Source organism: Prosthecobacter sp. (assembly GCF_044222565.1).
In the GTDB taxonomy this organism is placed as follows: domain Bacteria; phylum Verrucomicrobiota; class Verrucomicrobiia; order Verrucomicrobiales; family Verrucomicrobiaceae; genus Prosthecobacter.
This window is the reverse complement of the sequence record NZ_JBGANA010000001.1, coordinates 29730-48390: the sequence shown is the minus strand read 5'-3', so window position 1 is coordinate 48390 and position 18661 is coordinate 29730. Positions and strand designations below refer to the sequence as shown.

Genomic DNA, 18661 nt, shown 5'->3' with positions numbered 1-18661 from the left:
CGCGCAAAATCCGCTCAAAGTCCCCATTTGCCAGAATCGCAGTTCTTGTTATTTTCGTCTCATGTTCTGCGACAGAGTCTCAGTTGCAGGACCGTATCCCTACCATGCCCGCCGCCACTCTTGCTGATCTTCCTATTGGCACCGATGCCATCGTCCAGGCCATGCCTACCGGGCGGTCAGGTCTTACCCGGCTGCGGGAAATGGGCATTGTCCCGGGCACCCGCGTGCGTGTCACGCGCCGTGCCCCCCTGGGAGAACCCATCGAAATCTGCGTGCGCGGCTCCCATCTTTCCATGCGCAATCATGAGGCGGCTTTCATCGCCATCTCCCCTGCAGTCGCATGAGCCAGGCCGCGTCTGAACCGCCACTCATCGCCATCGTGGGAAACCCGAACTCCGGGAAGACCACGCTCTTCAATCTGCTCACGGGCCTGAAGCAAAAGGTGGCCAACTACCCAGGCGTCACAGTCGAAAAAAAGATCGGCGAGTGCTATAGCCAGCATGGCAAAAAGCTGCGCCTCATCGATCTGCCTGGCGCTTACAGTCTGAACGCCCGCTCCCCGGATGAAGCTGTCCTGCGCGATGTGCTCCTCGGCCGCAGGGCGGACACCCCGCGCCCGGACCGCGTGGTCTGTGTGGTGGATTCCGCCAATCTGGAGCGCAATCTCTACATGGTCAGCCAGGTGCTCGAGCTCGGCCTGCCCACGATCTTGGTGCTGAACATGATCGATGTGGCCGTGCAGCGCGAGTGGCGCATCGATGCGGCCAAATTGTCCGAACTCCTCGGCGTCGTCGTCGTTCAGACCCAGGCTGTCTCGGGTCAGGGTCTGATCGAGCTCAAGCTCGCCCTCAGCCGCGAAGATATCACCGCCCCGAAGTGGCAGAGCGCTCATCTGCCTGAAGGCGTGCGCGCCGCCTTGGAGCAAAGCCGTGGGCCCCTTTGCCAGACCGGCGCCATCCACAGCCGCGCTTCACTGCTGGAGCCTCTCTACCTTTTGTCCGATCACGATCCGACTCATTACGGCATCGCCGACACCCAGATCAGCCGCATTCAGGAACTTCGCGGCCAGATGGAAAAGAGCTTCCCCGGCTGGGAAGACGAACTCGTGGCCGAGCGCTACCGGAGCATCGAGAAACTGTGTGAGCAGGTCCTGAAACGGCCCGATCAGGAAATCGAGACCATCACCACCAAAATCGACCGCGTCCTGCTCCATCCGGTGCTGGGCTTCGTGAATCTGCTGCTCGTGCTCGGGCTGTTGTTCTTCCTCATTTTCAAAGTGGCCGAAGGTCCCATGGGCTGGATCGAGGCCGGATTCGGTCAACTGGGATCCTGGGTGGAGGGGCTCATGTCCGCCGGAGACCTGCGCGATCTCGTCGTCAATGGCGTCATCCCGGGCGTGAGCGGCGTGGTCATCTTCCTGCCGCAGATCCTCATCCTGTTCTTCTTCATCGGCATCATGGAGGACACCGGCTACATGTCACGCCTCGCCTTCATCATGGACTGGGCCATGAGCAAAGTGGGGCTCAATGGCAAATCCTTCCTGCCCTTCCTCAGCTCCTACGCTTGCGCCATTCCCGGTGTCATGGCCGCACGTACCATCGACAATCCCAAGGACCGGCTCATCACCATCCTTATCGCTCCGCTGGCTTCCTGTTCGGCCCGCCTGCCGGTGTATTCGCTGCTCATTGGTGTGCTGTTTCCCGTACGGGAGGTGGGCGCGCTCACCCAGGCGGGCATCATGCTTGGCCTCTACGCACTAGGGACTTTCGGTGCCTTCCTCTTCGCCTGGGTGTTCAACAAATTCGTCATGAAAGGCTCGGCCAGCCCCATGATCCTGGAAATGCCGTCCTACAAGATGCCGGCGCTCAAATCCATCCTCATGCACGTCTGGCAGCGTGCACGCATGTTCCTCGTCCGCGCCGGCACCATCATCCTCGGCATCTCCATCCTCATTTGGGCCGCATCCACCTTCCCCCGAAGCGCCGAGCAGGCCACCGAGCAGCGCACCTTGGAGCAGCGCATCGAGAAGCTTTCTGAAGCCGAAGACGACGCCTCCAAAACCGAGCTCGACGCACAAAAGGAAAAGCTCAACGCCATCAAATCCCAGAACCTCGAAAACAGCTTCGCCGGGCGCGCGGGCAGGTTCATCGAGCCGGCCATCACCCCTCTGGGCTACGACTGGAAAATCGGCATCGGCCTCATTGGCAGCTTCGCCGCCCGTGAAGTGTTCAATTCCACAATGGGCGTCGTTTACGCCGTCGAAGGTGCGGAGGATGACGTCAATCTGCTGCGCGACAAGCTCGCCGCCGAGCGCCGCCCCGATGGCCGTCCGGTTTACACCCCCCTCGTCTGCATCAGCCTGCTGGTCTTTTACGTCTTCGCCATGCAGTGCGTCAGCACCATCGCCATCGTCAAGCGTGAGACGGGAAGCTGGAAATGGGCGCTTTTTCAGCTCGGATACATGACGGGCACGGCGTATGTACTGAGTCTGCTGGTCTTCCAGATCGGCAGCGCCTTCGGCTACTAACCCCTCCTTTTATGAACCAAGACTGGCAGTCCATTGCAGCGATCGCAGTCGTGATCGTCACTCTGGTGCTTTTCATCGTCCGCTCCGCCAGGCGCCGCAAGAAACCCGGCTGCGGTGGCGGTTGCGGCTGTGGGAAATGAGGCGCAGTATGCGCCCCTCCCATGATAGCGATCGATCTTTGCACCTTTGATACCAAGGCGGATGTCAAATCACCCGCGGCCTATGCAGCGGTCGTGGTGGACTGCGTGGAAGCCTCCTGGAACAACGGCGCGGACCTCGTGTTGCTCCCTGAATTCGCCTGGGTGGGCCTCGTGCCGCTGGTCGAGCCCCGCACCCTCCAGCGCGCCGCTGAAGTTTTCTGGAACGAAGTGCTCCCGGCGTTGAAATCCCTCCTCACGCGTCCTGGCAAAGCCGTCGTGCTCGGCACCGTGCCGTTTTGGGACGCCGAACGTCAGGAACTCCGCAACCGCGCGCCCATTCTGCTGGAAGATCGCGTCCTGCATCAGGACAAGCTGCACCTCACCCCTTGGGAGTCCGATTTCTCCCCTGGCACCGAGCTGCACCTTTGGGAATTTGCCGGCCTGCGTTTTGCCGTGGTGATCTGCCTGGACATCGAAATTCCAGAAATCAGCGTACGTCTTCGCGGTTCCGGGGTGGACATGCTGCTGGTCCCCAGCGCTACGGAAACAGTGCTTGGCGTCGAGCGCGTGGGACGCTGTGCCTCCGCGCGCGCTGTAGAGCTGGGCTGTGCCGTCGGCGTCTGCCACCTCACCGGCAGAACCGAGGTCGAACTCATCGATGTCAATGTAGGCCGCACCGGTGTTTACTGGCCTTCTCAGATGTCCTTCCGCGATGCTCCGCGCTGGCAGGAGAGCAGCATCATTGAGGAAGGCATTCACAAGCAGCGGCTCATGATCGATCGCAAACATCTGCAGGTCATGCGCCGGATGCCGCTGGAGACCAATCCGTCCCTGCTGAAAAACATGCCCTCCTTCGAGCTGGTGCGGGATGATCCCGGTCAGGAATCAGGCCTTGGCTTTCGTCTTATGTGAGGCCTGACCTGCCACCTTGGTGAAAGCCTTGGACTTGGAGCTCTTGGATCTGGAGGCGGGCTTTTCACGCTCCGGGACGGACTTTCCTTTGGCCTTGGCCTCATTCTCTTCCGCACGCTTCTTCTCAGCATCCGAACCGGGGATGCGTGCCAATTCGATCGGCTGGGCGGCCAGCGTGGCCGGCGCATTCAGAGCAGGAGAGCCGTCAGCATCATCCGTGGCGGCCATGGCCTTCTCCTTTTCACCAGCCGGCAGTCCGCCTTTGGTGATCACCACTTTCGCACCGATGTTCACATTGTTGAACAAATCCACCACATCCGTCATTCCCATGCGCACGCAGCCATAGCTGGCAGGTTTGCCCAGCCGGTTTTCTTCCGGGGTGCCGTGGATGTAAATGAAACGGTTGAACGCGTTTTTATTGGTCGTCTCCATGCCACGCAGCCAGAGAATGCGTGAAACGATGGGATCGCGGCCTGGAGCGTTGGGCTTCAGCACCTCGCCATTCCAGCGGCGGCTTTTCAGGACAGCACCTGCGGGCAGGCCCTGGCCGATCTTGGCGATGACTTCATGCTGACCCAGCGGCGTGCGATTGCTGCCCTGCTGGTCGCCAAGTCCAAACTTGGAGGTCGAAATGACGTACTGCTTGGTCAGCTTGCCGTCGCTGTAGATGCCAAGCTTCTGATCCTTCACGCTCACGACCACGTCTCCTTTAGGCGCTGTGCCGGTGCACTGGCTGAGCACTCCTGCCAGCAGTACGCCCCCGAAAGTCTTGAACAAGACTTCAGTGAATCGGGAATTTTGAGAAGTCCGGCTAAAAAGCGGCATGGGCCAGAAGAATGATATAAGCTAAGATGTTCGCAACCCTAAATTATTACTGTTATCAACGTTGCCAGCGTCACCGGTGTTTCGCAAGACCCGTGCCATTTGAGCGATTGATCCTTTTCTTGAGACGTTACTTATCACCCTTTTATTCAGCATTCAACCCCCGCAATCATGGACGAACCGCCCCTTCATATCCGCCCCTACCGAGACGAAGATTTGCCGCAATTGCGCAAGATCACGGTGGAATCCTTCGGCAGCGTCGCCCTGGAGCAGATGCTTGAGCAGAAATACGGCCTCTGGAACGAGCGAGACTGGAAGGTCCGCAAGGCCAGCCACATCGACGACGACGTGGCCCAGTGCCCGGAGGGCTGCTTTGTCGCCGAACGTGGCGGCGAGATTCTGGGCTACATCACCACCCGCCTGGATCGGGTGAACCAGCGCGGCCGCATTCCCAATCTGGCCGTGGTCGAAAGTGCCCGCGGTCTGGGCCTCGGCCGCCGCATGATCCAGCACGTTCTCGACTACATGAGGGACGAGGGGATGAAGCTCGCGCAGATCGAAACCATGGCCTCCAACGCCATCGGCCAGCACCTCTACCCCAGCTGTGGTTTTGAGGAAGTCGCCCGTCAGGTGCACTATGCCATGAGGCTGTGACCCCGTCAGTCGGATGTCTGCGGGTTTGCATTGTCCTCCAATCTGGCCGATAGACCCCGTCTCTTACTAGAAAACGCTTGTGACCACCCCACGCAGACCCGAACACGCCCCCAAGAAACCCTCCCTTTTCAGCCGCTTGAAAGACGGGCTGAAACGCGTCATCGGCAGAGGCAAGAAGAAGCCGGCAGCCCATGCGCCTGCCAAAGAACATGCCAAGGAACACGCGAAGGAGCATTCAAAAGACCACCACCCGGCCACCATTCACGCCCACAAGCGCCCGCATGAGGAAAAGCCCCGCGAGCACGCCCCGCGCGCTCCACGTGAAGGCGGACGCCCGCCCCGCGAACGCGGTGAACGCTCCGAGCGTGATGGCCGCCGCGGCCCGCCCCGGGGTCGTGAGCGCGATCGCGATGGCCGTCCGCCACGTGGCCCCCGCGAGGACAAGCCCGAGCGCGTCAATCACGCTCCGGTAGCGCCGCCTGCCCCCCCGCCAGTTCCCGAAGGTCCCTACCCGGAAGCCTTCGAAGTCCTGGGTCTCTCTCCGGCTGTGCTGGCCGCCATTCGTGAGACCGGCTACACCAAGCCCACCACCATTCAGGAGAAGTCCATCCCCATCATCCTGACCGGAAGGGACGTCGTCGGTGCCTCCCAGACCGGCACTGGCAAAACCGCCGCTTTCGCCCTCCCCACCCTCACCCGCATGGGCGCTCCCGGAAAGTTCCGCGTCCTCGTGCTTGAACCCGTCCGCGAACTCGCCGCGCAGGTGGTCGAGCAGTTTGAAAAATACGGCAAGCACACCGGTCTCCGCGTTCTTCTCGTCCACGGCGGTGTCGGCTACGACAAGCAGCGCAAAGGCTTGCAGGAAGGCGTCGATATCGTCGTCGCCACCCCCGGCCGTCTCCTCGATTTCATGCAGGAAGGCATTGCTGATCTGCGTGGCGTTGAAGTCCTCATCCTCGATGAAGTCGATCGCATGCTCGACATGGGCTTCCTCCCTGACGTGCGCCGCATCGTCGAAAAAACTCCGCCTGCCCGCCAGACCCTCTTCTTCTCGGCCACCATGCCGCCGCAGATCAAGAGCCTCGCCGATTTCGCCCTCAAGGATCCTGAAAGCGTCGAAGTCGGCATCCGCTTCTCCGCCGCCGAAACGGTCAGCCACTACATGTATCCCGTGGCCAGCGATCAGCGCATGGAGCTTCTGCTCGCCATCCTGAAGCAGACCCATTTCGAGAGCGTCATGATCTTCACCCGCACCAAGGTGCAGGCGGACCAGATCTACTCCGCTCTCAATCAGCTCAACGAATACAAGGTCGCCGTCATGCACTCAGACATCGGCCAGCGTGATCGTGAACGCGCCCTCCAGGGCTTCCGCAATGGGGAGTTCGAGATCATCGTCGCCACGGACCTCGCCGCCCGCGGTCTGGATGTCAGCGGTGTCACGCACGTCATCAACTACATGGTTCCTGAACATTCGGAAGACTACGTGCACCGCATCGGCCGCACCGGTCGCGCGCAGAAGGAGGGGGATGCCTTCACCCTCTTCGCCGCAGACGAACTCATGAACGTGGCTTCCATCGAGCGCCTCATCAGCCAGAAAATCGAGCGTCGGAAGCTCGAGGGCTTTAACTACAAATACACCACCGCCCTCGACGACGAAGACCGCGCCCGCGCCATCCTCACCGGCCGGAAAAAGAAGAAGCGGCGGTAAAGCGCATCATGGCCCATGCTTTGAGCCGCTCGTAATGGAGTGATGGCGGCGCGGAATCGGCCCTGCGCATGAAAGGCGCGGTCAGCATCTGCTGCACACTGCCCCGCACCCCCAGCCAGGTCACGCGCAGCCGGTAGCGGCGGGAAAACTGAAACACGAGCCGCGCAAACTCAAACGTGCGGTCATGTCCGCTGCGCTCGTAGCCAAATCGCAGTTTCATGCGTTTGCAGATCTGCCCCCGCTGCAGCTGTTCGATGGCCCAGGCATAGTCTTCCGCCGTCACCAGGCTTTCATCGAACGGGATGCTCACCCACGCCTTGCGTCGCAGCATGCCCATGCTGTTGCTGTAGATGGAGCCAAACTTGAGTCCCTTGGCCCACAGCTCGTCCCAGGTGATGGAGTCGCTGTAAAACGGATCATCGTCCCACTTTGCGCTGACACAGGCCACGCGCGGGTCTGCAAAGGCCCCCAGCATGCGCTCAACGGCATCGGGTTCCTCCAGCGTGGTGTGGGAGCTCAGCACCAGCACCAGGTCCGTGTGCAGATGCCTGAGCCCATGATTCAGCACCCGGGCATGATGGTAGGGTTGCGTCCAGGCGATGACCCTGCCTCCCGCCTGTTTGATCAAGGCGGGCGAATCATCCGTGCTGCCTGTGTCCACCCCTAGGATAAAAAGTGGCTGGATCGTCTGCTCGCGCAGCCGTTGCAGTACCGTTGGCAGAGTGGCGGCGGAGTTCTTGAAGCGGATCAGGACACCGATGGTGGGACGGTTCATAAAGAGTGAAGGGGAGATTGAGGACCCAGCCAGGTTTTCCAGTCCAGCTGGCTTGATTGCACGGGCTGCAGCACGACCAGCACGGGCTCCTCACCCGAATGACCGCGTGTCATCCTGCGCAGGGATGATTGCAAAAAGTACTTCATCGCGGAGGCATGCCGTTCCGTGGGAGTGGACCACCAGTATACCGTCTCCAGTTCGCGGTCGTCGCGGCGCAGGCGCATGCGCCGCATCTCACCACCGGCAGGGTGGGGCACCACGCTTTCCTCGAGCACCTCCCACCTGGCGCTGCGGAAGCACAGGCGTGGATCATGCACCGCGTGGCGGTCACGCGTGCCGTCCAGGCAGACGAGCTGCGCCTGCTCGCCCTGAAGCACGCATAGCTTCTTCAGCACATGGATGTTGTGGTACACCTGCTTCTCCGCAGCGGACAGCGGCAGGTCGGTGCTGCGAAATCCTGCCGCATTGAGCTGCAGCGCCGCCATTCGCGCTTTCGCGTCGTTCAATGCATCTGATCCGCCACACACACTCAGCAGCAGTGCGCCGATGAGCAGGAGCATCACCAGTTTACCTGACTTCCCCGCCTTCATGCGGCGGCCCTCCTGCCCATGAACCAAGGCCAGCTCGCGATTATCGCGATCAGCAGCCGGATGCAGATCACCTGCATGCTGGAGCAGCCGTTGAGCATCCAGCCCAGCGCCGAGGTCCAGCTCACAAATCCGGCGAACCACCAGAGCCTTTCCCATCCTGCTCGGGTGCAGGCGCCCACCGCCGTTGCAAACGCGGCGGCATGCAGCACGGAAAGGTCGCCCACCGTGCCTGCGATGCTCATGCACAGGGAAATCGCCAGCCATGAAATTTCTCCGCCGGCTCGGATCGCTCCTCCCGCCAGCGGTGTCAGCACCCAGCACGCAAAGGCTGCCCAGCTCAGCTGGTCGTAGGGAGAATTGAACCAGGCTGTCCCCAGCGCGCGTGCTTTCCAGAACGTGAAGGCTAGGACAGCGAAGGTGAGAATTCGGCTCGCGTGTTTCATAGGCAGGAGTTGCGGGGTTTTTCCGGCAGCCAGTCGAGTGCGGTGCTGCTCAGCCCGAAGACAATCAGCACGATCGTCCAGCCAATCATTTCATGAGCCGTGCCCGCCACCATTTCCGGAGACGTATGCAGGCCAAGCATGCTGATGGTGATGATGCGCAGCGTGTTGGTCAGCCAGGCAATGGCTGGCAGTACCGCGAGCCAGAACACCAGGCGGCGCATGTTCTCGCGCAGCCGCAGCCAGCCCAGCACGGCTCCGGCCACCAGCATGGCGTGCAGGCCGTTCATTCCGGCGCAGGCCGGTTCGACGCTGATTTCCTGGCCCTCGACGATGAGGCGTGTGCCCGCCCTCACCACGTCAAATCCAAGCACGTCAAAGCAGCGCTCCGCCACCCACGCGCCGCTGCTGCGGAATGGCATGCTCAGCCAGGACAGGTCTTCGCCCAGCCACGGCAGAGACAGCAAACCCAGTGGCAGCAGTCCGGCACGCTGCCGCCACGCCGCGGGCGTCAGATGCTGCGCCAGCACGATGCCCGTGCAGATTGTCCAGCCGCAGGAAAGCGCCAGCGGCTGGCGATAAAACAGTCCTGGCACCAGCACCACCGCCGCCAGCGCGATCCATCGGCGCGAAAGGTGCCTGCTCTGCCTCTGCAGCCGCCACGGCATCCCCAGCCAGAGGGCTAGCGGAGGTGCCGCCATCGCAACAAGTGCAGCGCTTGCGTCGGCCAGTGCTCCGGCATTGTCGAGCCAGATCAAAAACCAGCCTGAGGCAAGGAGCAGCAGTTTGAGCAGCAGGGGAAACATGGTTATTGCACAGCTGGTTTTGGATTCGTGTCAGTTTTGCCGGTGGTTTTTCCGGCGAGAAGGATCGTGCGCGCCCGCTGTCCCACCGCCCCTTCGGCTTTTTGAAGGCGTTGCACGGCTTCGAGCCCCCGCGCTGCATCACCTGCAAGGAGCTGCAGCTCCGCACAGAGCAGCTGGTTTTCCGGTGCGGCCGGCGCCACCCCTTCGATAAACTTCAGCGCCGCCCCGGGGCCGCGATTGAAGCGCAGGCATTGCGTCATTCCATAGGTGACCCATGCAGGCGGCGTGCGTGCCAGATGCGCCTCAGGCAGCACCTGCAGCGCGGCTTCCCGCCAGCCGCAGGCCATGAGGCAGGCGGACCATGCATACGGGCTTTCCAGCACGGCCTGGCATTCGGAATCTTCCTTCGTCAATGCGGCGTGCAGTTGATCCAGAAACTGATGGCGCGTACGGTTGAGCCGTGTCCGCTGCGAAAACTCTGCCGGCAGCTTTCGCGTCAGCCGCCATTCACAGCAGATCGTCAGCGCCTCGTGCAGATCCGGATCCATCATGCGTGCGGCCGGCTGGCAGACGCGCAGTGCGTCCAGCGCCTCCTGTTCACGATGCTGACGCAGCAGCTGGATCAGCGAAAGCCAGAAGACTTCAGGCCGGTCTCGCACCGTCTGCGGCAGGGTGAATACATCCGTGCCATCGAGCACGGGTTTGGTTTCGATCAGCTCGATCACCGCACTTAGCTGGCTGCGGATGGCCTGGCTCTCCGGCTGCATCTTTTGCCCGTCGATGACACGGCCCCAGAACAACGTCTTCAACCGCATGTAGTCCGGGTGTGGCATCGCCGCTGCCGCGCGTAAAATTTTAAGGGCGGCATCATGCCTGCCATGCCGCAGGTGGAAATCTGCCAGCTGATCCTGCAGCAGCGGATTGAAAGGCTGCGCATCAATTGCGGCCACATATTCCGCCGCCGCTTCCGCCGGACGTCCGGCGGCCTCCAGCATCTGCGCGCGGAAACTGTGGACATCGGCGTCTTCAGGGGCGGCCTCCTTCGCGGAGTTCAGCAGCGCCCAGCTGCCCGGCAGATCACCATCATGCGCCTTGATCATGGCCAGACGGCACAGCCTTGCCGCTTCGTCGCTGCCGGAAAAATGCCGCGCTTCCAGCCACTGCTGCGCTTCATTCCATTCTTGTGCGGCGAGGTGTGCATCCGCCTTGAGCAGCTGCCATTCGGCGGCCTCCGGCAGGTCGCGCATGCCTTCCTCCAGCACCTGGTGGAACACCTCCTTTTTTCCCATGGCAAGATAGCCGCGCGCCACCAGCAGGCTGGCCTGGGAGTGCTCCTTCACCCGCCATGCACCGGCTTCGTAGCGCTTCATCAGCTGCGGCACATGCCGCAGGCCCGCCAGCGCTTCGATCTCGATGCTCATCCACGCAGGGCGTTGCACATCGTTCGGGTGCGCGAGGTAGTTCTGCGCCAGGGGCAGCGCTGCCGCGAAATGCTTTTCCGCCACGGCCGCCTGCGCCTCATGCAGGTGGCGCTGCGCCACCGCCTCACGCACATGGGCACGCCAGTGCGGCAGTACGAATGCTGCTGCGACGGCCAGCAAAAGCACCGTCGCAGCAGCGAGACTGATCCAGAGTTTCCGGTTCATGCTGCAAGAGGTGCATGCATTCCGCTGCGGCGGCGGCTGTTGCTCCAGAACACCATTCCGAGCAGACCCGCAAGGCTCAGCCATGCGGCAGGCTCGGGAGTGGCGATCAGAGATGCCACGTTCGCTGCACCGATTTCCACGGCAAACAGCAGATCATTGAAGTCGCGGTCGCCGCCGCCGAACAGGTCCTCAAAACCGATGATCAGGTAGGGGCTGTTGCTCATCGCAAAAGCCACCACGTGATTGATCTTGTCCGGATTCGCCGTGCCCGTGGTGGAGTAAACGTTCTTTCCCCCGTTCGCGCCGTCCGCGATCAGGAAGAAGTCGAGCGCGGTTCCTGCTTTGAGCGTGTTCAGCTCCACAAAATCGCCGGGCAGCAGCGGAGCGTTCGAAGACCGCTTCGCGCTGTTCTCATTCTCCGTGCTCTTCGGATCCAGATAGGTCACATTGCTTGACGCGTTTGCGAAGATCAGCTCGGGGCGTCCTTCTTTCACACCCACGCCTTCGGTGTTCAAGCCAAGCGAGTTGGCATATCCGGCGCCTTCCCCCAGGAAGTAAACGCGCACGTCAGAATCCGTGGCGAGTTTCAGCTTCGAAGGATCAAGGCGCATGGATCCGTCATCGATCTTTGTCCACTCACCCAGCCTTTCGTTGAGAAGGCTCTGGATGTTTGGCAGGACGCTGGTGCGGAACTCCTTGGCCGAGCTGTCGATGCCCAGGGGCTGGATCAATGCGGCTGCGGAAAGCTTGAACGGATTGCTCGCCTTGTCCTCGCTGGCTTTGATCATTTCCAGCGCTGCAAATGCTGCTTTCAAATCGTTGCCGGAGGTTTCCTTGGCTGCGGCCAGCGCTGCGGCGGAATTTTCCTTGTCGTCAGATTTTTCTTTCTCGTCGGAATCGGCGAATGCCGCGGAGGTAAGTCCGCAGAGGATGAGCATGAGTTTGAGTGTGTGGGATGTGTGTTTCATTGGGCTGTTATTGACTGGCGGGTAAAAAGTAAGCCAGTCCTTTAGTCTCAAAAGGCCCACAGTTGAGGGGGGTGAAACCTGCGGTGCAGAAACCATGTTTCTTCTGCTTGAAGGACCTCATCAAAATCATCTTTGCCCTGCTTCTCTACGGCGGCTTCGCGCCGTTGCTGGGAGTGATGATGGCCTCACGCCGCACCTGGCAGCGCGCCTTGTTTGGCCTCATGATCTTCATGCCCACGCTGCAGCCCGGAAGGTTCACGCTCATGATCGGCAGCATCGAAAAGTATCGCGGCCACACCAAAGGCTACGAGGTTTCCCTCATCGAAGTCTTTGCCATCGCTCTCATCATCGCTGTGGCTCAAAGCCCGCGCGATCCTTCAGCGCCTCCACGCAAAGGACTTCCGCCCGGTGCATGGATCTATGGTTTGTGGACCTTGGTGGGCCTGCTCTCCGTGGCCAATGCATGGGATGGCTCGCTGGCCTGGATGGCATTCTCGCGCTTCGGCAAAGGTCTCCTTATCTTCGTCGCTGCGGCCATGTACCTGCGCGACGAAAAGGACCTGCGTGCCGCTCTGAGCGGTCTCGCCCTCAGCCTCGTGGTTCAGGGATGGATCTGCATGAAAATGCGCTATCTCGAAGGTTACTTTCAAATCAAAGGCTGGTTTGAGCATCAGAACCCCATGTCCATGTGGGCCTACATGACCGCCTGCGTGCTGTTCGCCGCCGCGCTGCACAAAGAGGTGAAAGGCCGTCTGCTCTGGCTTTGTCTGGCAGCATTTGGCGCCGCGGGCCTGTGCGTGCTGCTTTCCGTCTCACGCGCGGCCTTGGCCGCCTATGCCGTCGGTGCGGCCGTAGTTCTGGTCATGGGCTGGCTGCGCGGGCCCGGCATGCGCACTGCGGCCTTTTCTGTCATGGGAATGATCGGTGCCGTGCTCGTCATGATGTTCGCCATGGACTCCCTCAACTCACGCCTCAAGGAGGTCAAGGAGAGCAAGGAAAAGAACGCCGAGGATCTGCGCCCGGTGCTCAACCGCCAGTGCAAGGCCATGCTGAATGACTATCCGCTGCTGGGCATCGGCTGGAACAATTATGGCGTCGCTAACAGCCGTCCTCGCGGCGCGAAATACAGCGCCATTCTGGAGGAGTGGGACGCTGAGCGCGGCTTTGCCATCATCGATGAACTCTACTGGGGCAATCCGCTCACTGAAAGCCTCTACTGGCTGCTCCTCGCGGAAAATGGCTGGCTTGGCTGGCTGTTGTTTCTCCTCTTTGAAGCCATCACCCTTGGGTGCGCCCTGCGCGCCTGGCTCTTTTATGGCAAAAGCCTGATGGGCTACGTGGCCTTCGGCATACTTACCGCGTTGTGCATCTGCTACCTGCACGGGACCGTGGAGCGCATTCTCACGCAGACCAAGAACCTCTCTCACTGGCTCATGCTCGCCGGCATGGTCTCCGGCATGGAAATGAACCGCAGAGCCGCAAAGAAAAAGCTCCGCTGATCAAAAGGCCAGCGCAGGCCCCTGCTGGTTTCGCACGTATTTCAGCACCGCTTCGGTGCGGGACCGCACCTTGAGCTTCTGATAGATTGTCTTCAGGTAGTCGCGCACCGTCTCATAGCTGATGCCCATCTCATAGGCGGCTTCCTTCGCGCTCAGCCCTTTCACAAACAAGCTCAGCAGCTCGTTTTCACGCTGGGTGATGCCCGGCATCCTGGGCTTCGATGCCGACGCCTTGGTTTGAAACGCAGAGATCACCACCCGTGAAATCGCCGGGCTCAGCGGGCCGCCTCCCATCGCCGCGGCGCGCACGGCTTCGAGCAGATGCTCGGGCGGCGCTGTCTTCAGCACATAACCGCACGCACCTGCTTTCAGCGCGGCAAAAACCTGCTGCGGAGTGTCGTCGCCTGTCAGCATCACGAATGCCGTCGCCGGCATGTGAGATTCGAGGATGGCCAGGCATTCCACCCCCGTTCTTCCCGGCAGCTTCATGTCCAGCAGCACCACATCAGGCCGGGATTCCAGCAGCGCAGGCACGGCCTGCTCCACATTGGGGAAGACATCCAGCAGCTCAAATCCACGGTCCACCAGCAGAATCTTTTTCAGGAGAATCTGGAACAACGGATCATCTTCGACGCAGGCGACTCGAATGGATGGGCGTGATAAGTTCATGGCTTGGCTGGGGCTGATGCTGACGCAAAAAGAAGTGTGACTTCGGTACGCTCCGGACGAAACCCGCGCACCGCAAGCCGCCTCGTTTCGAACGGGCCTTTTCGCGCAAGAATGAATCGAGTTTTAGGACTCACTAAACGCGATTCAACACCAATGCGCCGGATTGCTTAGTCGCAGCCTGCTGGCCGCCGCTGCCGAGACGGCGTCTCATGCGCAAGAAGGGCTTTTCGACCCATTCATGCATCATCCACGAGGCTCCCAGTGTCAGCACAAACGCAGCCATCCCGCGCAGCATCATCATCTGTCCATGGCTCACACCCGCCTGTTCCGGCAGCCATTGCTCCACCAGGTCCAGCAGCACGGAATGCGTCAGATAAAATGCATACGAGAGAACTCCCAGCCTGCTGACCCAGCGCCAGTTCAGAAACCGCAGCGGCCATGCGTCTGCATGGCGGATGCATGCTACAAAAACGGGCATCAAAGCAAGCCCCTGCAGCGTGTAGCGCCATGTTTCACGAAATGGCACGCTGCGGATCACAAACGTGGCCAGCAGCACGGCCACACAGCATGGCAGCAGCACCCACAGCCAGTGGCTGCGGCGTATCCGCGTGGCGTCCAGCGCGGGATTTCCCCACACCGCCAGCGCACAGCCAAACAGCATCCCGTCCAGCCTCGTGTCCGTGGCGTGGCAGGTGCGCGGATGATGCGCCGAGCCGGAATGTAAATCGATTCCTGAAAGCTGATGCACCAGCAGCATGCGCCACGCCAGCACCCCGGCACACAGCGTCATCAGCAGCGCAAACTGGTGCCTTCGATCCGGCAGCACACGCCGCATCGCGAGGTAGAAAAACGGGAACACGAGATAGAAATGCTCCTCCACCGCCAGCGACCACAGCACCTCCGTCCCCGGTGGCTGCACCCCCCCGGCGATCTCCCAGTAGTTCGCTCCAAAGAAGGCCTGCGCCGTCAGCGCCTTGCCCTGCAGCCCCCCTGTTAATACTCCGGTCGCTGTGAGCAGCGCGATCACTCCCATGATCAGGTAGAACGGCGGCAGGATGCGCAGTGTGCGCCGCAGAAAAAACTGCCGCAGATTGGCTCCGCCGTTTTTCTCGCACTCCATCCGCAGCAGCGTGGTGATCAGATATCCGCTGAGAAAAAAGAAGACCGTGACCCCGAACAAACCTGGAATCACATGCGAGAGACCGGCATGGCTGAGAAACACGATCAGGATGGCCACCGTCCTAAAGCCATCGAGCGAGGCGATGTGAAACGCCCCGTTGCCTTTTGTTTTAGAATCCATGGCCTGGAACAAGCAGGGATTCGTGATGCGGGCTCATCGCCGGTTCGTGTGCCTCAGAGGAGCTGTCAAAGCCCATCGGAATACCCCAGTCGGGCTTGCTGGCGCGCTGTCCCAGCACCCAGCGATAGACTTCATGAATCTGCACCGCCTTGGCCTCCCACGAGTAATACTTGCGCACATGCGCCTGCGCCATTTCACCTGCGCTGCGCACCTGTGCCGGGTCGTCCTTCAGTTCGGTGAGCAGCTGGCGCAGCCGGTTCACGATGTCCTCACGCGTGGTCATGGGCAGCACATAGCCGGTGCCCGGCGGCACCAGTTCTGGAGGCCCTCCATGATCCAGCACTACGGAGGGAATCCCCAGCGCCATCGCCTCCAGCACCACGCCTCCGCCAAACTCGCGAATGCTCGGAAACACAAACAGATCGCTCTCGCGCAGGCGTGCCCCGAGTTGGGCATGCGGCACCCAGCCTTCCATGCGCACACCCGCGGTGATGTTCTCACTTTGCAGGAGCGCCTCGAGTGTTCCGCGTTCCGGTCCTTCACCGATGATGTCCAGCTCCATCTCACCGCTGCGGATCATAGGAGCTGCGGCGGCGATCAGCATGTCCACTCCCTTCAATGCCACAAGGCGTCCCACAAAGGAAAGCCGCAGTGTTTTGGTCGAGACATCTGGCTTCGGAGTCAGCGGGAACTTCTCCAAATCCACCGCATTCTCGGGAATGAAGACACAGCGTTCGCGAAGGTGGGACGGGATCTCTTTCAAAGTCGTGCGAGATGCCGCGATGATCGCATCAGACGCCTCCCGGGTGCGTTTCAATCCCGAGGAAAAGCGGCAGAGCGCACGCAGTCTCCCTGCGCCATCACGCTCCTGCTTGCGCAGGTCTTCAAAACCATTCGGCCACGGCACTCCTCCGTTCAGCGGCCCCAGCACAAAGGGCACGCCGATCTTCTTCAGCCGCGGAGCGATCCAGCTCGTCGTCGTCGGAGAGAGCGGCAGCAGCCGGTGCACGAGATCAAACTCTCCGCCCCGCAATTGCGCTTCAAAGGTCTGCCACAGCTTGCGCTCAAAGAACGGATAAACAAGGTTCGAAAGCGCCGCATAGAGGCTCCAGCTGAAGCTCCCTTTGCGGCTGAGCTTCGTGGCCAGGCTCCAGGAGAGATGCTGCAGCCGGCGGTTGTTGATCGCGGTGAAGTCGCGGCCCTCCACCAGGCCGGCGCGGAGAAAGTCATCTCGATTGCGCCACTCGGTGACAATGTGGGCGTCCGTTTTTGCGGCGATGGCCCTGGCACAGGACCAGCCGACGAGCGCCGCGCTTGTGAGCGTGGGATTGGCGGCTTCGGCAATGATCAGGGGACGTATGCGGCGTGCTGTGTGCATCATCGTGAAGAGCTTGAGGATCCGATGTTGAGGTTGACGCCAATGGGTGTACCATGGGACGCACCGGCGGCGTTCCCTTCATTGGCCGCCACCAGGCGGGTGAAGGTGTTGACCGCGTCATGCAGAAAGCCACCCGGGGACATGGAGCCGCTTCCGGGGATGTAAACGATGTCTCCAGGCTCCAGCCTCACATTGGTCGCCTTGCCTTGAATGATGTCCTTGGCATTCACCGTGGCGATCTTCGGCTCCGTCAGCGAGCCGCGCACAATCGTCACGTGCGCCAGGTCTGCCTCGGGCCGGATGCCCAGGCCGCGGCCCAGCGCGGTGATCAGGTTCATCTCGTTCATGAACCCCACTGGCCGGGGCTCTGTCACTGCGCCCAGCACATAGACCTCGTTCGTCAAAGCGGAGGGCAGGTAGATGAAGTCATCCGGTTCCAGATAGATGTTTTGCGCCAGGTCTCCTTGGCGGATCAGTTTCTGAAAATCCACCGGCAGCATCTTGCCTCCGCGCATGAGAAAGCTGTGGCTGAGGTCCGCCAGCTCTTCCGTGGTGCCGGTAAAGCGTGAGGTGAAAAGTCCTCCCGCCTGCGTCACCGCATCCAGTACACGCATGGGCCGGTTCAGCGGGTAGATGCCCGGCGCGTTGAGACGGCCCAGCACCCACACCCGCTGGCTGCTCACCTCGCGCAGCGTCAGCGAAACCTGCGGCTGCTTGTAGTAGCGCGTCAGCATCTTCTCCATTTCCTCCCGCAGCTCCTTGGCTGACTTGCCCTTCACATCAATGCCCGGCAGCAGGTCGAAATAAAGCTTGCTGTCCGGTGTCACGAAGGTGTCCGCCCGCGTCCCGGTCTCGCCGATGATTTCGATCTCCACCTTGTCTCCAGGTCCCAGCGCATAAGGTTTCGTGGGCGGCTTCAGCCATTCCGGATGGATCGCCTCCTGCTTTTTCGTCTGGCTGAATTCAGCGCTGGTGCTCGTGCTGCCAGTGTCCGTTGCACGCGCGTCAAACTTCTTCTGCTCCTTCAGGAGCGCGCATGCATTGAGCAGCGTGAGGCAGCAGACGATCAAGGTGGGAACTTTCATGCGAAAGCTTCTTCCGGCCCCGCTTTCCAAACAATCCCCGCAGCTGCGGGTAAGCAGTCGCTACTTCGCCTGATCGAGAAACTTGATCACCGCCTCGGTGCGGGAACGCACATGCAGCTTCGCATACACCGCCTTGAGATAGTCACGCACCGTGGCGTAGCTGAGCCCCAGATCCTCGGCCACTTCTTTAGGCACCTTGCCCTGTGCCAGCATTTCCAAAATCTGGCTTTCGCGCGGGGTGAGGCCGGGCATGCGTTTGGGCGCTGTTTTGGCAGGGGCTTGAAACGATTGAATGAGCAGCCGCGCGATCTCCTGGCTCAGCGGCGCTCCGCCAGCACTCGCCTGGCGTATGCCTGCGATGATTTCCGCGGGCTTGGAGCTTTTCAGCAGATAGCCGCTCGCGCCGGCACGCAATGCCGCGAAAACCTTCTGCGGCTCGTCGTGGATCGTCAGCACCACAAAGGCTGTGGCGGGCATCCGCGGAGAGAGATGACGGATCAGGTCCATCCCGCACATGTTGGGAAGCTCGAGATCCACCACCACCACATCCGGTCGCGTCTCCAGCAGCGGCTTGGCGGCCTCCTCCGCGCTTTCCCAGGCCCCTGCAAAGGCCAGCTGGCCGCCGGGTTTGCTGACGAGCTTCTTCAAGAACATCCGCAGCGTTGCATCATCCTCGATCACCGCCACCTGCAGTGTGCGGATCGCGGCAGCCGGTGCTTGTGTTTCCAAGGTTGCGATCATG

At 61.1% G+C, this 18661-nt stretch carries 19 protein-coding genes; 7 read left to right on the top strand and 12 right to left on the bottom strand.

The window, feature by feature from the left end:
* Positions 1–104 precede the first annotated feature (104 nt).
* Genes ACILSR_RS00200 through ACILSR_RS00185 form a run of 4 tightly spaced genes read left to right on the top strand, consistent with a single transcriptional unit; the run spans position 105 to position 3579 of the window.
* Entirely contained in the window at positions 105–344 is a 240-nt protein-coding gene (locus tag ACILSR_RS00200; RefSeq protein ID WP_395747701.1) for a ferrous iron transport protein A, read from the top strand.
* Positions 341–2527: a ferrous iron transport protein B gene (feoB, locus tag ACILSR_RS00195; protein WP_395747700.1), complete on the top strand. Its 2187-nt coding sequence runs from the start codon at positions 341–343 to the stop codon at positions 2525–2527. The genes ACILSR_RS00200 and feoB overlap by 4 nt, the downstream gene beginning before the upstream one ends.
* Before the next feature lie 11 nt (positions 2528–2538).
* Positions 2539–2667: a FeoB-associated Cys-rich membrane protein gene (locus ACILSR_RS00190; protein ID WP_395747699.1), complete on the top strand. Its 129-nt coding sequence runs from the start codon at positions 2539–2541 to the stop codon at positions 2665–2667.
* Between the two features lie 21 nt (positions 2668–2688).
* Entirely contained in the window at positions 2689–3579 is an 891-nt protein-coding gene (locus tag ACILSR_RS00185) for a nitrilase-related carbon-nitrogen hydrolase (RefSeq protein ID WP_395747698.1), read from the top strand.
* Here the strand turns inward: ACILSR_RS00185 and ACILSR_RS00180 are convergent.
* Entirely contained in the window at positions 3553–4356 is an 804-nt protein-coding gene (locus ACILSR_RS00180; protein ID WP_395747697.1) for a L,D-transpeptidase family protein, read from the bottom strand. The two genes, ACILSR_RS00185 and ACILSR_RS00180, sit on opposite strands and share 27 nt — an antisense overlap.
* Positions 4357–4572: 216 nt before the next feature.
* Here ACILSR_RS00180 and ACILSR_RS00175 point away from each other — a divergent pair, with 216 nt between their 5' ends.
* The gene (locus ACILSR_RS00175) at positions 4573–5055 is read left to right on the top strand and encodes a GNAT family N-acetyltransferase (RefSeq protein ID WP_395747696.1); all 483 of its coding nucleotides are present in this window, start codon (positions 4573–4575) and stop codon (positions 5053–5055) included.
* 79 nt (positions 5056–5134) lie between these two features.
* Positions 5135–6763, top strand: a complete 1629-nt coding sequence (locus ACILSR_RS00170) for a DEAD/DEAH box helicase (RefSeq protein WP_395747695.1) — start codon at positions 5135–5137, stop codon at positions 6761–6763.
* Here the strand turns inward: ACILSR_RS00170 and ACILSR_RS00165 are convergent.
* The 6 genes from ACILSR_RS00165 to ACILSR_RS00140 are packed head-to-tail and all read right to left on the bottom strand — an operon-like array spanning position 6732 to position 11988.
* The gene (locus tag ACILSR_RS00165) at positions 6732–7538 is read right to left on the bottom strand and encodes a glycosyltransferase family 2 protein (protein WP_395747694.1); all 807 of its coding nucleotides are present in this window, start codon (positions 7536–7538) and stop codon (positions 6732–6734) included. The genes ACILSR_RS00170 and ACILSR_RS00165 overlap by 32 nt on opposite strands.
* Positions 7535–8098, bottom strand: a complete 564-nt coding sequence (locus ACILSR_RS00160) for a hypothetical protein (RefSeq protein WP_395747693.1) — start codon at positions 8096–8098, stop codon at positions 7535–7537. Before ACILSR_RS00160 ends, ACILSR_RS00165 begins: the two co-directional genes overlap by 4 nt.
* Before the next feature lie 26 nt (positions 8099–8124).
* Positions 8125–8571: a hypothetical protein gene (locus ACILSR_RS00155; RefSeq protein ID WP_395747692.1), complete on the bottom strand. Its 447-nt coding sequence runs from the start codon at positions 8569–8571 to the stop codon at positions 8125–8127.
* Complete coding sequence (locus tag ACILSR_RS00150) at positions 8568–9374, bottom strand: exosortase/archaeosortase family protein (RefSeq protein ID WP_395747691.1); 807 nt, start codon at positions 9372–9374, stop codon at positions 8568–8570. Before ACILSR_RS00150 ends, ACILSR_RS00155 begins: the two co-directional genes overlap by 4 nt.
* A gap of 2 nt (positions 9375–9376) precedes the next feature.
* A complete protein-coding gene (locus tag ACILSR_RS00145; RefSeq protein WP_395747690.1) occupies positions 9377–11020 on the bottom strand; it encodes a tetratricopeptide repeat protein in 1644 nt (547 codons plus the stop codon).
* Entirely contained in the window at positions 11017–11988 is a 972-nt protein-coding gene (locus ACILSR_RS00140) for a DUF4114 domain-containing protein (RefSeq protein ID WP_395747689.1), read from the bottom strand. The genes ACILSR_RS00145 and ACILSR_RS00140 overlap by 4 nt, the downstream gene beginning before the upstream one ends.
* 107 nt (positions 11989–12095) lie before the next feature.
* Between ACILSR_RS00140 and ACILSR_RS00135 the strand changes: the two genes are divergently transcribed.
* Positions 12096–13487, top strand: coding sequence for an O-antigen ligase family protein (locus tag ACILSR_RS00135; RefSeq protein WP_395747688.1), 1392 nt, complete (start codon positions 12096–12098; stop codon positions 13485–13487).
* Here ACILSR_RS00135 and ACILSR_RS00130 read toward each other — a convergent pair whose 3' ends face one another.
* The 5 genes from ACILSR_RS00130 to ACILSR_RS00110 form a co-directional block, all read right to left on the bottom strand.
* A complete protein-coding gene (locus ACILSR_RS00130; protein WP_395747687.1) occupies positions 13488–14156 on the bottom strand; it encodes a response regulator in 669 nt (222 codons plus the stop codon).
* Between the two features lie 133 nt (positions 14157–14289).
* Complete coding sequence (locus ACILSR_RS00125; protein WP_395747686.1) at positions 14290–15456, bottom strand: acyltransferase family protein; 1167 nt, start codon at positions 15454–15456, stop codon at positions 14290–14292.
* Entirely contained in the window at positions 15446–16837 is a 1392-nt protein-coding gene (locus ACILSR_RS00120; protein WP_395747685.1) for a glycosyltransferase family 4 protein, read from the bottom strand. The genes ACILSR_RS00125 and ACILSR_RS00120 overlap by 11 nt, the downstream gene beginning before the upstream one ends.
* Positions 16834–17919 carry a polysaccharide biosynthesis/export family protein gene (locus ACILSR_RS00115; protein WP_395747684.1) on the bottom strand — a complete coding sequence of 362 codons (1086 nt, stop codon included), beginning with the start codon at positions 17917–17919 and terminating at the stop codon, positions 16834–16836. The genes ACILSR_RS00120 and ACILSR_RS00115 overlap by 4 nt, the downstream gene beginning before the upstream one ends.
* A gap of 60 nt (positions 17920–17979) precedes the next feature.
* Positions 17980–18660, bottom strand: a complete 681-nt coding sequence (locus tag ACILSR_RS00110) for a response regulator (protein WP_395747683.1) — start codon at positions 18658–18660, stop codon at positions 17980–17982.
* Position 18661 lies beyond the last annotated feature (1 nt).

What these genes read in the sequence shown, in the direction of transcription:
- ACILSR_RS00200 (WP_395747701.1), top strand. Translation starts at nt 105, where the DNA reads ATGCCCGCCGCCACTCTTGCTGATCTTCCTATTGGCACCGATGCCATC.
- feoB (WP_395747700.1), top strand. Translation starts at nt 341, where the DNA reads ATGAGCCAGGCCGCGTCTGAACCGCCACTCATCGCCATCGTGGGAAAC.
- ACILSR_RS00190 (WP_395747699.1), top strand. Translation starts at nt 2,539, where the DNA reads ATGAACCAAGACTGGCAGTCCATTGCAGCGATCGCAGTCGTGATCGTC.
- ACILSR_RS00185 (WP_395747698.1), top strand. Translation starts at nt 2,689, where the DNA reads ATGATAGCGATCGATCTTTGCACCTTTGATACCAAGGCGGATGTCAAA.
- ACILSR_RS00175 (WP_395747696.1), top strand. Translation starts at nt 4,573, where the DNA reads ATGGACGAACCGCCCCTTCATATCCGCCCCTACCGAGACGAAGATTTG.
- ACILSR_RS00165 (WP_395747694.1), bottom strand. Translation starts at nt 7,538, where the DNA reads ATGAACCGTCCCACCATCGGTGTCCTGATCCGCTTCAAGAACTCCGCC.
- ACILSR_RS00160 (WP_395747693.1), bottom strand. Translation starts at nt 8,098, where the DNA reads ATGCTCCTGCTCATCGGCGCACTGCTGCTGAGTGTGTGTGGCGGATCA.
- ACILSR_RS00155 (WP_395747692.1), bottom strand. Translation starts at nt 8,571, where the DNA reads ATGAAACACGCGAGCCGAATTCTCACCTTCGCTGTCCTAGCCTTCACG.
- ACILSR_RS00150 (WP_395747691.1), bottom strand. Translation starts at nt 9,374, where the DNA reads ATGTTTCCCCTGCTGCTCAAACTGCTGCTCCTTGCCTCAGGCTGGTTT.
- ACILSR_RS00145 (WP_395747690.1), bottom strand. Translation starts at nt 11,020, where the DNA reads ATGAACCGGAAACTCTGGATCAGTCTCGCTGCTGCGACGGTGCTTTTG.
- ACILSR_RS00140 (WP_395747689.1), bottom strand. Translation starts at nt 11,988, where the DNA reads ATGAAACACACATCCCACACACTCAAACTCATGCTCATCCTCTGCGGA.
- ACILSR_RS00130 (WP_395747687.1), bottom strand. Translation starts at nt 14,156, where the DNA reads ATGAACTTATCACGCCCATCCATTCGAGTCGCCTGCGTCGAAGATGAT.
- ACILSR_RS00125 (WP_395747686.1), bottom strand. Translation starts at nt 15,456, where the DNA reads ATGGATTCTAAAACAAAAGGCAACGGGGCGTTTCACATCGCCTCGCTC.
- ACILSR_RS00120 (WP_395747685.1), bottom strand. Translation starts at nt 16,837, where the DNA reads ATGATGCACACAGCACGCCGCATACGTCCCCTGATCATTGCCGAAGCC.
- ACILSR_RS00115 (WP_395747684.1), bottom strand. Translation starts at nt 17,919, where the DNA reads ATGAAAGTTCCCACCTTGATCGTCTGCTGCCTCACGCTGCTCAATGCA.
- ACILSR_RS00110 (WP_395747683.1), bottom strand. Translation starts at nt 18,660, where the DNA reads ATGATCGCAACCTTGGAAACACAAGCACCGGCTGCCGCGATCCGCACA.